This is a genomic window from Mangrovibacter phragmitis, from assembly GCF_001655675.1.
Lineage (GTDB): Bacteria > Pseudomonadota > Gammaproteobacteria > Enterobacterales > Enterobacteriaceae > Mangrovibacter > Mangrovibacter phragmitis.
In genome coordinates this window covers 873,156-888,608 of the sequence record NZ_LYRP01000001.1, presented here as the reverse complement: position 1 = coordinate 888,608, position 15,453 = coordinate 873,156, and the positions used below count along the sequence as shown (strand labels likewise).

General features: G+C 52.8%; 8 protein-coding genes. 2 read left to right on the top strand and 6 right to left on the bottom strand.

Annotation, left to right across the window (positions count from 1 at the left end):
• Positions 1-58: 58 nt before the first annotated feature.
• From mdtC to norV, 6 genes are all read right to left on the bottom strand, one after another.
• Complete coding sequence (mdtC, locus tag A9B99_RS04035) at positions 59-3,139, bottom strand: multidrug efflux RND transporter permease subunit MdtC (protein ID WP_064594845.1); 3,081 nt, start codon at positions 3,137-3,139, stop codon at positions 59-61.
• The gene (locus tag A9B99_RS04030; RefSeq protein WP_064594843.1) at positions 3,140-6,259 is read right to left on the bottom strand and encodes an MdtB/MuxB family multidrug efflux RND transporter permease subunit; all 3,120 of its coding nucleotides are present in this window, start codon (positions 6,257-6,259) and stop codon (positions 3,140-3,142) included.
• Entirely contained in the window at positions 6,259-7,512 is a 1,254-nt protein-coding gene (locus tag A9B99_RS04025) for an MdtA/MuxA family multidrug efflux RND transporter periplasmic adaptor subunit (protein ID WP_064594842.1), read from the bottom strand. Before A9B99_RS04025 ends, A9B99_RS04030 begins: the two co-directional genes overlap by 1 nt.
• 244 nt (positions 7,513-7,756) lie before the next feature.
• Positions 7,757-9,109, bottom strand: a complete 1,353-nt coding sequence (gene yegD / locus A9B99_RS04020) for a molecular chaperone (protein WP_064594840.1) — start codon at positions 9,107-9,109, stop codon at positions 7,757-7,759.
• Positions 9,110-9,343: 234 nt separating this feature from the next.
• Positions 9,344-10,480 carry an NADH:flavorubredoxin reductase NorW gene (gene norW / locus A9B99_RS04015; protein WP_064594837.1) on the bottom strand — a complete coding sequence of 379 codons (1,137 nt, stop codon included), beginning with the start codon at positions 10,478-10,480 and terminating at the stop codon, positions 9,344-9,346.
• Complete coding sequence (norV, locus tag A9B99_RS04010) at positions 10,477-11,913, bottom strand: anaerobic nitric oxide reductase flavorubredoxin (protein WP_064595526.1); 1,437 nt, start codon at positions 11,911-11,913, stop codon at positions 10,477-10,479. Before norV ends, norW begins: the two co-directional genes overlap by 4 nt.
• Positions 11,914-12,103: 190 nt before the next feature.
• Here norV and norR point away from each other — a divergent pair, with 190 nt between their 5' ends.
• Both norR and A9B99_RS04000 read left to right on the top strand, forming a co-directional pair.
• Positions 12,104-13,639, top strand: coding sequence for a nitric oxide reductase transcriptional regulator NorR (gene norR / locus A9B99_RS04005; RefSeq protein ID WP_064594836.1), 1,536 nt, complete (start codon positions 12,104-12,106; stop codon positions 13,637-13,639).
• Positions 13,640-13,934: 295 nt separating this feature from the next.
• Positions 13,935-15,353 carry a NarK family nitrate/nitrite MFS transporter gene (locus A9B99_RS04000; RefSeq protein ID WP_064594835.1) on the top strand — a complete coding sequence of 473 codons (1,419 nt, stop codon included), beginning with the start codon at positions 13,935-13,937 and terminating at the stop codon, positions 15,351-15,353.
• Positions 15,354-15,453: the final 100 nt, after the last annotated feature.

Sequence of the window (15,453 nt, the reverse complement as noted above, 5' to 3'; positions counted from 1 at the left end):
TCCAGTTAAGTCTTAATCCGCTACGGCGTTACACGCCGTGCGGGTGAAAAGGCCAGAGTTACTCACCAGCCAGTTGTACATGTCGGTCTTCTCGTGCCCGGCTACCAGGCCGCAAACGGTCAAAAAACAAAAACACCACCGGGGTGGTATACAGTGTTAATAGCTGGCTGACTACCAGACCACCGACAATGGTCATCCCCAACGGCTGGCGTAATTCAGCACCATCACCGGTTGCCAGCACCAGAGGCAGTGCACCCAAAATAGATGCCAGTGTGGTCATCATAATCGGCCTGAAACGCAGCAGGCAGGCCTGGAAAATAGCCTCCTGCGCGGAAATATCGCTGTTACGCATGGCTTCAAGGGCAAAATCAACCAACATAATGGCGTTCTTCTTGACGATACCAATCAGTAACATAATGCCAATTAACGCAATCAGGCTGAAAGGCGTGCTGAACATCTCCAGAGCCAGCAATGCGCCGACTCCGGCGGAAGGTAGCGTAGAAAGAATCGTGAGTGGGTGGATATAACTTTCATACAACATACCCAGCACAATATAGACAGTGGCAATTGCGGCCAGAATCAAAATGAGCTGGGAGTTCATTGTTTGCTGGAATATTTGCGCCGTCCCTGCCCAGGTGCCGCGCACACTGGACGGTACACCCAGTGCTGTCATGGTACGTTCAATGGCATCGCTGGCTTGTGATAACGATACGCCATCGGGCAGGTTAAAGGCGATGGTTGAAGCAGCTGAAAGCCCCTGGTGATTTACCGACAACGGTGCATTGGCAGGCAACCATTTGGCGAACCAGGACAGTGGAATCGGCTTGCCTTCGCTGTTGATAATAAACATTTTATCCAGTGAACTTGCATCCTGGGTATAGCGAGGATCAACCTCCATCACCACTTTGTACTGGTTCATCGGCTGGTAGATGGTTGAAATCTGGCGTTGCCCGAAGGCATCGTTAAGCAGGTTATTGGCATCCGCCACGTCTATCCCCAGCCGCGATAACGTTGCCCGGTCATAGGTTAGCGCCAGCTCTGAACCTTTATCCTGTTGGTCTGAATTGACATCCGTGAGTTCTGGCAGGGCGGCCAGTGCCTGGCGAATCTTCGGCTCCCAGGTGCGCAGGGCGCTGAGGTCATCTGACAAAAGCGTATACTGGTAGCTGGCATTTGCCTGGCGCCCACCGACTCTTAAATCCTGCATTGCCATCAAAAACAGCGTGGCCCCTGGCTCTTTCGCCAGTTTTACCCGCAGGCGGTCAATCACCTGTTGCGCGGTTTCTTTGCGTTCACTGCGTGGCTTGAGCGAGATAAACATCATACCGCTGTTAACCCGGGAACCCCCGGTAAAACCGGTCACATTATCCACAGCCGGGTCTTCACGGATGATTTTCATAAAGTCCTGCAGTTTGCCGCGCATTGCCTGGAACGAAATGCTCTGGTCGGCGCGAATATTCCCCATTATTCTCCCGGTATCCTGTTCCGGCATCAGGGTTTTGGGCACGGCGATATACAGCCAGATATTGAGCCCAATAGTTGCCAGCAGCACAATACCCACCAGGCGTTTGTATTTCAGTGCCACCGCGAGCGAGCGGGCGTATCCACCCTGCACAGCCAGCATCAGGCGCCCGGCACCTTGCTGTTTGGCACCCGGTTTAGGGTTTTTAAGCAGCCACCCGCACATCATGGGGGTGAGTGTCAGGGAAACGACCATCGAAATCGCAATAGACACCGAAAGTGTGACGGCGAATTCACGGAATAACCGGCCGGGCAACCCGCCCATCAGTAATAATGGCAGGAACACAGCGACCAGCGAGACACTCATGGAAAGCACGGTGAAACCCACTTCACGAGCGCCCTGCAACGCAGCCTGTAACGGTTTAACCCCAGCCTCCAGGTGCCGGGAAATATTTTCCAGCACCACAATGGCATCATCCACCACAAACCCGGTCGCAATGGTAAGCGCCATCAGCGAGAGGTTGTTCAGGCTAAAACCGCACAAGTACATCGCCGCAAAGGTGCCTATCAGGGAGACAGGCACCGCCACAGCAGGAATTAATGTTGCCGGGCCGGAGCGCAGGAACAGGAATACCACCAGGATAACCAGCGCTACCGAGATACACAGCGCCTGCTCCACTTCGGCAAGTGAAGCACGAATCGTGGGAGAGGAATCCTGGGCTATATGAACCTTAATCGCCGCAGGAATGGTTTGCTCCAGTTCAGGCAGGCGGGCGCGAATTCGGTCAACCGTCTGAATAATATTGGCTTCAGGCAGTTTACGAATCATCAGCAATATAGCGGGCTGAGCGTTGGTCATCCCGGCATTGCGTACATCCTGCACGGAGTCAGTCACATTTGCCACATCACCTAACCGCACAGCTGCGCCATTGTTGTAATGAATAATCAGCGGGCGATATTCAGCGGCAGTTTTCAGTTCATCATTGGTTTGTAACTGCCAACGATGGGTGTTGTCTTCAATTGCGCCCTGAGGTTTGCGCACATTGGCGTTACTGATAGCTTTACGCACGGCATCCAGTGAAACCCCCTGGTTAAACAGTGCCTGCGGGTTTAAATCCACCCGCACCGCAGGCAGTGAGCTGCCGCCCACATCTACATCGCCAACGCCATCTGTCTGGGCAATATTTTGCGCCAGTTGTGTGGAAGCAAAATCATATAACTCCCCTTGCGACAACGTGTCGGACGTCAGCGTCAGAATCATAATGGGCATATCTGACGGGTTAGCTTTGCGGTAAGTTGGCCGTGAAGGCATGCCGGTTGGCAGCAGGCTTTGAGCGGCATTAATCGCTGCCTGTACATCCCGTGCCGCACCGTTAATATCCCGGTTGAGTTCAAATTGCAGGATGATTCGGGTGCTACCCAGAGAGCTGGTGGACGTCATTTCGTTGATGCCGGCTATCCGGCCTAATGAGCGTTCCAGTGGTGTGGCTACCGACGATGCCATGGTTTCTGGTGATGCGCCCGGCAGTGATGCACTCACCATAATGACCGGGAAATCCACCTGTGGCAGAGGGGCGACGGGCAACAACCGAAACCCGAGAACCCCACACAGCGTTATTGCCACCGAAATCAGAATGGTGGCAACAGGGCGGTAGATAAACAGAGCAAAAAAGCGCACTCAGGCCTCCTCGTGGCGCGGCAAACGGCTACGCAGCCAGTGAGAAAGGCGGTCGAACAGCAAATAGATAACCGGGGTGGTAAACAGGGTCAGCACCTGGCTGACCAGCAAACCACCCACCATACCTATTCCCAGCGGGCGGCGCAGTTCTGCACCTACGCCGGTACTGAGCATCAGCGGTAGCGCGCCAAGCAGTGCAGCGAGCGTGGTCATCAGAATAGGGCGAAAACGCAACAGGCAGGCCTGGTAAATAGCCTCGCGTGGAGCCATGCCTTGCTCACGCTCCGCCGCCAGGGCGAAGTCTATCATCATGATGGCGTTCTTCTTCACGATACCAATCAGCAAAATGATGCCGATTATCGCAATGACATCCAGTTCATAACCTGAAACCAGAAACGCCAGCAAAGCGCCCAACCCGGCGGTAGGCAGAGTGGACAGTATCGTTATTGGGTGAATAAAGCTTTCGTACAAAATACCCAGCACAATATACATTGCGGCAATGGCGGCAATAATCAGCCACACCGTGCTGCTCAGTGCCGCCTGGAACGCCAGTGTACTGCCCTGGAATGCAGTCATAATGTCCGCCGGGAAATCCATCCCTTTTTCCGCGGCCTGTATGGCATCCACGGCTTCACCTAATGAGGAGCCTTTTGCCACATTAAAAGAGATAGTGGTGGAAGGAAACTGATCCAGGTGGTTAATGGTCAGCGGCATATGACGTTGCTCAACCTGAGCAATGGCGCTCAGCGGCACCATTCCGCCATTACTGCTCTCCAGGCGGATACCGTTGAGCGCATCCAGGCCTGGTGTGTTGTGGGTATCATGTTCAAGCACAACACGATACTGGTTCGACTGGGTATAAATAGTGGATATCAGGCGCTGGCCGAAGGCGTTGTACAGTGCATTGTCTACATCTGCCATCGAGATACCCAGGCGGCTTGCGCTGTCGCGATCCACTTTCACCATGGCCTGTAAGCCCTGATCCTGCCAGTCACTGCTGACATCGGCCAGTTCAGGCAGTGTCTTGAGTTTAGCCATCAGCCTGGGCACCCAGGTGCTCAGCGCATCCAGCGTGTTGGCCTGCAGGGTAAACTGGTATTGCGTGCGGCTGACGGTGGTATCAATGGTCAGGTCTTGTACCGGTTGCAGGTACAGCGTGACACCAGGCAGTGTTGCTACTTTATTCTGCAGGCGCTGAATCACTTCTGAAACTCTGTCATCACGCTCACTGAGCGGCTTCAGGTTTATCTGAATGCGTGCGCTGTTCAGCGCCGGGTTGGTGCCATCCACCCCGATAAAACTGGTCATGCTCGCCACATCCGGGTCTTTCAACAACAGGTCTGCCACCTGTGCCTGGCGCTGCGACATACTGGCAAAAGAAGACGACTGTGGGGCCTGCAAGGTACCCTGGATAATACCGTTATCCTGCACCGGGAAGAATCCTTTAGGTATCAGGATCCACAGTAAAATGGTCAGCGCCAGGGTACCAAATGCCACACCCAATGTGAGCCAGGGGTGTTGTAACACCCGGTTAAGACCACGGCCATAACCGGCAATAACCCATTCAAAAAAACGCTCGCAGGCCAGCGAAAAACGGTTTTGTTTACGCAGGGATTCATGGCTGAGCATTCGGGCGCACATCATCGGCGTTAAGGTCAGTGAAACCACCGCCGAAATTAAAATTGCCACTGCGAGGGTGATGGCGAATTCCCGAAATAACCGCCCAACGATGTCGCCCATGAACAGTAATGGAATGAGTACCGCAATCAATGACACAGTGAGAGAGATAATGGTAAAGCCTATCTCCCCGGCGCCTTTCAGTGCCGCAGCCAGTGGCTTTTCGCCTTTCTCGATATACCGGGAAATGTTTTCAATCACCACGATTGCGTCATCCACCACAAACCCGGTAGCGATGGTCAGTGCCATCAGTGTCAGGTTGTTGATGGAGAAATCGAGAAACACCATGACCGCGAAAGTCCCCACGAGGGAAAGTGGTACGGCTACTGCAGGAATAATGGTGGCCGGAACATTGCGCAAAAACAGGTAGATAATCATGACAACCAGCGCAATTGCCAGCATCAGCTCCGACTGGGTATCCTCAACTGAAGCCCGAATATTATTGGTACGGTCGGCTATCAGCGCGAGGTGAACAGATTTAGGCAGGCTTTCTTTCAGGCCGGGCAGCAGTGCGCGAATACTGTCGGCGGTTTCAATAATATTGGCACCGGGCTGGCGCTGAACATTCATGACAATAGCCGGTTCATGGTTTGACCATGCGCCCAGCCAGGCATTCTCTGGCCCCTGTTCAACGGTGGCGACATCGCCAAGGCGCACGGCCGCCCCGTTAACCCAGGCAATAATCAGGTCGCGGTATTCCTGTACCGTTTTCATCTGGTCGTTGGCGGAAAGAGTAATTGCACGCTCCGGGCCATCCAGACTACCAGTGGCAGAATTCACGTTAGCATTGCTGATAGCGCTGCGCACGGTTTCTGTGCTGATACCCAGCCCGGCCAGCGCCTGGGCATTGAGTTTAACCCGCACCGCCGGGCGTTGCCCGCCAGACACCCCGACCATACCTACGCCATTTATCTGAGCAATTTTTTGGGCAATACGGGTTTCCACCAAATCCTGCACCTGAGTCAGGGGCAGGGCAGAAGAAGTTACCGCCAGTGTCATTATTGGTGGGTCTGCCGGGTTAACTTTATTGTAAACCGGTGGGTTGGGCAGGTCGCTGGGCAGCAGGCTGGTTGCGGCGTTAATTGCGGCCTGAACTTCCTGCTCCGCGACATCAAGCGGTAGCGTTAACTGGAACTGCAATGTCACTACTGAAGCGCCCCCGGCGCTTTGCGATGACATCTGTTTCAGGCCAGACATTTGCCCAAATTGCCGCTCCAGTGGCGCAGTAATCGCCGATGTCACAACATCCGGGCTGGCACCCGGGTAGAGTGTGACCACCTGAATAGTGGGGTAATCCACTTCTGGTAGCGCAGAAACCGGCAGAAAACGGTAACCAATTATCCCGGCCAGCAATATTGCTACCATAAACAGCGTGGTGGCGACCGGGCGCAGAATAAACTGCCGGGAAGGGCCTCCGGTAGTACTGGGTGGTAATACCTGCATCAGGAACGCGCTCCTTTATGCTGGCCTGAGTGCGCTTTTCTGGTTTCAGCCTGTGTGGCGTTTTCCTGTGTGGTGGTTTGCGGGGCGACCACTTCAACTGTGACACCCTCCGTCAACCGGTCAATGCCATCTGTTACCACCCGGTCTCCGGCAGAAAGCCCGGCAGTAATCACCACCTGCTGGTTATCCTGAATCCCTGGTGTGACCAGGTGTTTACTGACTTTATTCTCACTGTTCAGCACCCATACAAAATTGCCTTCATTGCCCATTTGCAGGGCGGCAACCGGAATAACAACCGCATTTTGCTGAGTAGCGACCAGCATGCGTGCGTTGACAAACTGGTTGGGAAACAAGGCGTCGTCACTGTTAGTAAAACGGGCTTTGAGTTTGATAGTGCCTGTCGTGGCATCAATCTGGTTATCAAGGCTCAGCAATTCGCCACTGGCAATCTTTCGGGTGTTCGTGCGATCCCACACATCCACTTCAAGGGTTTTACCTGCATGTTGTGCGGCGACAATTTGCGCAATATCGCTTTCCGGGAGCGTGAAAATAACATCAATGGGGTGGGTTTGGGTGATAACCACAATGCCGCTGGTATCGCTGGTGGAAATTTGGTTACCGATATCCACCTGTTTCAGGCCAACGCGCCCGGATATTGGGGCCGTTATCTTGCTCCAGCTCAGTTGTAACCGGGCGCTGTCAACCGCGGCCTGGTCTGCTTTTACCGTACCGGCGCTTTCTGCAACCAGTGCCTGTTGGGTATCCAGCTCCTGGCGGGAAACCAGGCTGGTTTTTGCCAGTTGCTGGTAACGGGCCAGGTCACGCCGGGCATTTGCCAGCGTTGCCTGGTCTTTTGCCAGTTGGCCTTCAGCCTGCTCCAGTGCAACGGTAAATTCACTCGGGTCAATTTCTGCCAGCAGGTCGCCCGCTTTCACTTGCTGGCCTTCTTTAAAATAAATGGCAATTAACTGCCCATTTACCCGGCTGCGCACTGTTGCGGTATTAGCGGCAGTTACGGTTCCAAGGCCGCTCAGGTAATGGGGAACTGCCTTGCTTTGCGCGGTTGCCGCCTGTACAGGGGCAAGAGGGCGCATGCCATGGCGCCCATTACTCCCCGGGCGTGACTGGCTGGTTTTAGCCCCGGTCTCTCCATGGGTATTTGTTTCATGCCGGTTGTACCAAACGGCTGCAATAATAATGGCAAAAATTAGTCCTGCACCAAAATACCAGCGTGTTTTTGTCGCGCTCTTCATGAAATCGTTGTCTCTTCCTTAAAACCAGTGGGCGTTAATCATACTAGTTTAAAGAGCCGGGAACCTATAAAAATGAAGGAAAAATGGAAGACTGTATGGAACAGTCTGGAACACAGTTTTATATCACAAAAATAGAGTCGGCCTGGCTCGCAAAACGCATTGCTGGCAGCCCAAAATGCATAACGGTGAGTGTATTTCAGGCCCGGAGAGCGGATTAGCTTTCTCCGGGCCGGGGGCAGGGCACTTAGCGGAAAATAACCCCTGCCCAACGGGCAAGGCCGGCTGTCACAGAGCCAAAGTCATCGCCACCCACAATGGCAATGCCCGGCAGTGCCTGTTGCAGCGCCTGGCGAATAATGGGCGAGCGTGCGCTGCCGCCAGTCAGGTATATCACATCCGGTTGCGTATCAGCCTGGCTAAGCGCCAGGTTGACTTGTTCAAGGATCCGTTGCAGCGGTTGTTCTATCGCATTTTCCAGTTCGGTTTTATGGGTGCCCACAGACAGCGAGTTGGCGATGAAGTCCAGTGTTGTACCGGTTTCATCAGTCTGGGAAAGGGCTATTTTTGCTTCTTCCGCGCTGCGCACCAGGCGGTAACTCAGGCGGTTGCGCCACACCTTCAACAGGCGAGTAACCTGTTCAGGTTCGCGGGCATCACGAATCAGGGTCTGCAACAGACGCCCGGTTTCTTTGCTGTAGAACTCTGTTTGTGCCGGAACATCGTTTATCGCAACGGCATTCCACCAGGGCAGAATGGGCAGCGCAATGCCTTTTTCGGTGAGCCCACCCATTCCCAAAGCGGGCATTAACTGGCGAAATGCCAGCATGATATCCAGATCATTGCCCCCAACGCGGCACCCACTGTGCCCAATCAGGCTGGATTCACGCGCAGACTGGTTGTGCCATTGCGGGCCCATTAACAGGAAAGAGCAGTCGGTGGTACCTCCACCAATATCCACGACCAGCACGCGCTGTTCATGGTTCAGTGAGGCTTCATAATCGAGCCCGGCGGCAACAGGCTCAAACTGAAATTCAACATCGCTGAAACCAGCACGCGCCGCTGCACGGGCCAAAATACCCTGAGCCTGTTGGTTGGCTTCTTCACCACCCAACCCCTGGAAGTTAATCGGGCGTCCAATCACGGCCTGGCTGACCGTTTCCTGTAGCTGGCTTTCGGCCTGCTGGCGTATATGGCACATCATGGCGCACACCAGATCTTCAAAAAACGCGACTTGTTGGGGTTTTAACCCATTTGCGCCAAGAAATGACTTGGGTGATTTGACAAACCAGACTTCTTCCGGGTCTTCTATATACTGGCGCAGTGATGTCAGCCCGAACTGAATACTCTGCGCAGTCACTTCGATATCTTCTAAGCGGTTGGCACTGATAGCCCGGCGTAACAAAGCCGCAGACTCTGCGTCTTCAAAGCTCACATTCTGGTGGCGATAGAGCCATTCACTGACGGCTTCTCGTGCTGGCGCACTCAACATAGAAGGCAATAAAGCGCTGTCGCCTTCCAGTTTTAACATTGTGGGTTTGCCATCACGCATCACCGCCACGGAGCAGTTCGCTGTACCGTAATCAAAACCAATAAACATATGTCTCATTATCCCCATGCCAGTGAAGAAGGGGCAGGACTTTAGCGGAATGTCAGCTTTGCGGCAAATGGATTATGGCGGCGTGGGGTAAAAAAGCGCGGGCGTAAAAAGTCCGATGTTTACCCCAGTGCGGTACCCTGCATCCGCAGTCAGGGGCTCACCCAGTGGAGCAGGCCAATCCCTGCCCACTGAGTATATTTAACGTTTTTGCATTGCGTGGTGAACGCTCGTGGTTTATGCACCAGCCAGTTGACGTAACCAGCCAAAGGATTCAGGTATCCGTTCCTCGCTGGCGACAAAAGCACACAGGGTTTCATCGTTATCGTAGCCTTGTGCAGCCATCCCGTTGGTTGTGACAGCAATTTTCCAGTGCAAATCTTCCCGTAATGGCTGCCCGGCTAACTGTAATGGTAACAACGGCGTTTTTACCTTCACCAGCGCTGGTGGCAGGGAAAGCGCCACATCCTGACCTGTCAGGTTTTGAGCCAGGGTTAGTGCGCTGAGTTGGCCTGGCTGGAGGTAGGGCAGGCACTGCCCATTGATTTCCGCGCAGTCGCCAAGAGCAAAAATAGCCGGGTCGCTGGTTTGCAATTTTTGATTGACCTGAATGCCCTGATTAACCGCTAAACCCGCTTGCCTGGCGAGTGTTGTTTCAGGCTGCAACCCGGTCGCGGAAATAACGTCGTCAACGCTAAACTGAATCCCCTTTTCCAGGCTTATTCGAAGCCCGTCGGCATGCGGCTCAATACAGTGTAATTGTTGCCCGGTGAGCACTGTGACTCCGGCTTTCGTCAGTGCACAGTGAAGCGGGGCGCTCAGGTGAACGGGCAGTAACGCAGGCAGTATCGACGGTGCTTTATCAACCAGGGTCACCTGCTTACCGGCGCGGCACAGATCCATTGCCAGCTCACAACCAATTAATCCTCCTCCGACTACCAATATGCGCCGGGCATCAAAGAGCCGTGTTGCGTAACGACGGAATTCAGCCTGGCTATTCAGCGTTATCATGTCCTCACCGCCAGGCACCGGGAGGATTCGCGCCCTGGCGCCTGTTGCCAGCACCAGCTTACTGTACGCCCAGGTTTGCCCGCCACCACTCACCGTTTTTCGTTGCGGATCGAGGCTTGTCACCTGGGTGTGGGCGTGCAGTGTAAGGTTAAAGGCCTGGGCAAATGCCGCACCTGTCTGGCGCGTCAAATCATCGGCGTGTTGCCCACGGCTAATAACATGACTTAACTCGGGTTTGTTGTATTCGTCAGCACTGTCGCCGGCAATCAGTGTTACCGGCAGATGAGCATCAAGCTTACGAATGTGTTTGACCAGTTGTCTGGCGGCAAAACCGGAGCCAATAATGACGACATTGTCACTCATAACGCCTCCACACAGAGCTCATCAAATACGGCTTTCCCCAGCCCACATTCCGGGCAGAGAAAGGTTTCGGGTACCTGGTCCCATGGTGTTCCTGGCGCAATGCCTTGCACGGGTTCACCCAGTCGGGGGTTGTAAATCCACTGGCAAACACTGCATTGCATACAGGTGCTATTTTCTTCTGTTTGCTGTGGAGTCAGCGCGCTGTCCAGGGGGGCGGATTCCCTGGACGGTAGGGGGGAAAGTGCCCATAAGTGAGCAAGTTTGCGCCCATGTTCACGGCAGGTTTCCAGCAGAGTGTCATCAGGGCGCCATTTGATTTTTAAGGATAATGCAGTTTCAAAACCGGCATCTGTCAACCGGGTCTGAATTCTATCCACTGCGCCACCGTTCCAGCCATAACTGCCAAAAGCGGAAGCTTTCTTGTTTCTGAATCGTAACCCGGTGATTTCTTCCAGCATTGCGGCGATTTTGGGCATCATGACGTTATTCATGGTGGAGGAGCCTACCAGGATGCCTTTGGAGCGAAATAAACTGGTCAGAATTTCATTCTTATCGTGGCGGGCAACATTATAAATTTTGACGGTTACACGCGGGTCAGCTTCGTGGATCCCCTGAGCAATGGCATCCGCCATCATGCGGGTATTGTTGGACATGGTGTCATAAAACAGCGTAATGCGGTCTTCCTGAAAATCGGCAGACCATTGCAGATACTGTTCGATAATTTGTGCCGGGTTATCGCGCCAAATCACGCCGTGTGAGGTTGCTATCATGTTGACGGGTAAGTTAAATCCCAACAACTCTGTTACCTTAGGCGCAACAAGGCGGCTGAACGGCGCCAGGATATTGGCAAAATAACGCAGGCATTGTTCAAACAGCTCAGTTTGATCCACCTCATCATTAAACAAATGTTCATCACAGTAGTGCTGGCCGAAAGCATCATTACTGAATAACACCCCATCGCCAGTCAGGTAAGTCATCATACTGTCAGGCCAGTGCAGCATCGGGGTTTCAACAAACACCAGTTGCTTACCATTGCCAATATCCAGCGTATCGCCTGTCTTGACGACGTTGAAATGCCATTCCGGGTGGTGATGGTGGCCATTAATAGAATCAATTGCATTAGCGGTACAGTAGACAGGTGTGTCAGGGATCAGAGCCATCAGCTCAGTGAGTGCGCCAGCATGATCCTCTTCAGCATGGTTAATAATGATGTAATCCAGAGAACGCAGGTCTGTCTCAGTCTGGAGGTTGCGTACAAACTCCCGGCTGAATTTATGATCAACCGTGTCAATCAGCACGGTTTTCTCTTCTTTAATCAGATAACTGTTATAACTACTGCCTTTGGTGGTGTTGTATTCCGTGCCGTGAAAATCACGGACTTCCCAGTCCCGTTGACCAACCCAAAAAATGTTATTTTTTACATGAACAGTCATAAAACCCTCAGTGAATATCATTGTGTGTCTGTTATGACCAGATAAATAGCAATACCTGTGCCAATTTTTAACTTATTGTTTTTATTTATTTTTGTGTTTGCAGTGTTCAATGGGGTAGTCTTTTTGACTATCATTTAAAAAGTCATTATGACAGTATGAGTTGTCATAATGACTACGCCAGGAGACTGTTATGCCGCTTCAGATTCGCCAGTTAGCGGATATTGCCGGGGAGTTAAACCAGGGGGGAACCTGTGAGGTACGCTTTCAGCGGCTGGTTAACCTGCTGCAGCGTGTTCTTGTCTGCGATGCCTGTGCGTTGCTGTTATATGAACATCGCCAGTTTCGTCCACTGGCGATTCATGGTCTTTCGCCCGATGTTCTGGGCAGGCGATTTGATCCTGCCAGCCACCCGCGCCTTGAGGCCATAGCTCGGGCCGGGAACGTGGTGCGTTTTCCGGCTGACAGCGGGTTACCCGACCCTTATGACGGACTGATTCCTGGGCAGGAACAATTAAAAGTCCACGCCTGTGTCGGGTTGCCTCTGTTTGATGATGAACGTCTGGTGGGCGCGCTGACGCTGGACAGTATGAATGCGGCGTGCTTTGACCACCTCAGCAACGATGAACTGTGGCTGATTGCGGTACTGGCGGCGAACACACTTAAGAATGCCTTGTTAATAAAGCAACTGGAAAGCCAGAGCCTGAGCAGTAACGAGGCAGCACTGCCTCCCTTGTCTTCCACAGAAGAGAGTACGGAGATAGTGGGGCTTTCAGTACCTGTTACTCAGTTACGTCACGAAATCAGTGTGGTGGCGGCATCTGATCTGACGGTGCTTATTAATGGCGAAACCGGTACCGGCAAAGAGTTGGTGGCGCGTGCTATCCATGAAGGGTCTGACCGGGCTCACCAGCCCATGGTGTATTTAAATTGTGCCGCTTTACCGGAAAGTGTGGCGGAAAGTGAACTCTTTGGGCATGTGAAAGGTGCGTTTACTGGCGCGATCAGTGACCGACAGGGGAAATTTGAGCGGGCCAATAACGGTACATTATTTCTTGATGAGATTGGTGAGCTGTCATTATCTTTGCAGGCTAAATTGCTGCGGGTATTGCAATATGGCGATATTCAGCGCGTCGGGGACGACAAAAACTCACGGGTGGATGTGAGAGTGCTCGCCGCTACAAACCGCGATTTAAAAGCGGAAGTGCTGGCCGGGCGTTTCAGGGCGGATTTATTTCATCGCCTTAGTGTGTTCCCGGTACGGGTACCGCCATTGCGGGAACGGGGTGAGGATATCGCTTTACTGGCGGGGTTTTTTTGTGAGCGGTGCCGTGGGCGATTTGGGTTGCAGTCTGTCGCATTAAGCCCTGATTCCCTGGCTGTACTGAGCGCTCATACCTGGCCTGGCAATGTGCGTGAACTGGAACATGCGATTTATCGGGCCGTGCTCATTGCACGGGCCACCCGAGGTGACGCGGAAGTGATGCTCACGCCGGCCCATTTCTCACTAACAAGTACCCAGCCCGCCAATGCGGTCGCATTCGGTGAGCCATCCGGGCCTGCATTGTTAGCATGCAGCCCGTTGCGCGCGGCTACTGATGACTTTCAGCGCAATATTATTCGCCAGGCGCTCAATAGTCACCAGCATAACTGGGCTGCAGCCGCCCGTGCACTTTCACTGGATGTGGCAAACTTGCACCGGCTGGCAAAACGGCTTGGGTTGAAATAACCGCTGCAGAGGGCGTTTTGCTGCCTGACGCAAATAGTGAGTATTTTGGTCGACTACTCCTAAATGAGTACTCCCAATAAGTCAGGGGGCATAATGGCTATCAGGTTGATAACTGCTGAAAAATTATAATCGTTTTAAATCATAACGTTACAAGATAAGTTGTGGTTAGCCATGGGGAGTAGAGCCAGGGCAGGCTCCCGGCAGGGCCTGGCATGATTTTGATACATATCAACATAAAGGCTACGGGATAAACGTAAAAGCGCTTAAGTGATGCGCTATTTATGAGGATGTCTTTATGCAAGCGAACCCCCCTAAGACTCAAAAGTCAGCTAATGGGGCTGTTTTAGCTAACTGGGCGCCAGAAAATGAAACATTCTGGCGAACTCAGGGAGAAAGAACAGCCCGCCGCAATTTGTGGATTTCTATTCCCTGCTTACTGTTATCATTTTGTGTCTGGATGATTTTTTCTTCAGTCGCCGTCAATCTTAACCGGGCCGGGTTTCACTTTACGACGGATCAGTTGTTTTTATTGACCGCACTACCTTCGGTTTCCGGTGCTCTGGCGAGAGTACCTTATTCCTTTGTTGTACCACTTATCGGCGGGCGCCGCTGGACGGCTATCAGTACCTTTATTCTTGCCATACCCTGCCTGTGGCTCGGCTATGCGGTTCAGCATCCTGAGACATCATTTCAAACCTTTATCATCATCGCGCTGTTGTGTGGTCTGGCAGGGGGGAATTTTGCATCCAGCATGGCAAATATCAGCTTTTTCTACCCGAAAGCCCAGCAAGGTAAGGCTCTGGGGTTAAATGGCGGGCTGGGTAACCTGGGTGTCAGCGTGATGCAACTGGTGGTGCCTTTGGTTATCTCCGTGGCGGTTTTTGGTTCCTTTACTCAAGCCACACCGCTGGCGGATGGGGGTAGCCTCTGGCTGGCAAACGCCGCCTGGATTTGGGTGCCCTTTATCCTGCTGGCGACAATTGCGGCCTGGATTGGCATGAATGACCTGCACAGTGCGAAAGCATCAATTGTGGAACAGTTGCCGGTACTCAGACAGCCCCACTTGTGGATCCTGAGTATTCTGTATTTGGCCACATTCGGTTCATTCATCGGTTTTTCTGCCGGATTTGCCATGCTGACGAAGACGCAGTTTCCGGATATTGCGGTGATGCATTATGCCTTTTTTGGCCCATTGATTGGCGCACTGGCCAGGCCGATAGGGGGAAGCTTATCGGATAAGCTGGGGGGCATTAAGGTGACGACTGTCAATTTCATTGCAATGGCATTATTTACCGGGCTGGTCTTCTTTGCTTTGCCTGGGGGAAATACACACGGAAGCTTTTGGTTATTTTTTGCGGTATTCATGTGTTTATTTATTACCGCCGGATTAGGCAGTGGTTCGACATTCCAGATGATTTCAGTCATTTTCCGCCGAGTTGTGATGCAACATGCACTGAATAAAGGGTTGCCCGAAGAAGATGCAACACGCCGGGCAGGAACCGATACTGCGGCGGCACTGGGCTTTATTTCTGCCATCGGCGCAGCCGGGGGCTTTTTTATTCCCCGGGCGTTTGGTTTGTCACTGAGCTGGACGGGGTCTCCCCTGGGCGCGTTGAAAGTATTTCTGGTGTTTTACGTGGTCTGTATTGTCATTACATGGTGCGTATATGGGCGGCGTATCAACCAGGGCATGGCGACCAGACAAAAAGCATAACGCACAACCCTGTGTTATTAATAAAGTGACAAAATATAGCGGGCTGAAAAGCCCGTTTTTTGTTTTTTAGTGTATTAATTATCCGTGTGAATAATAACTT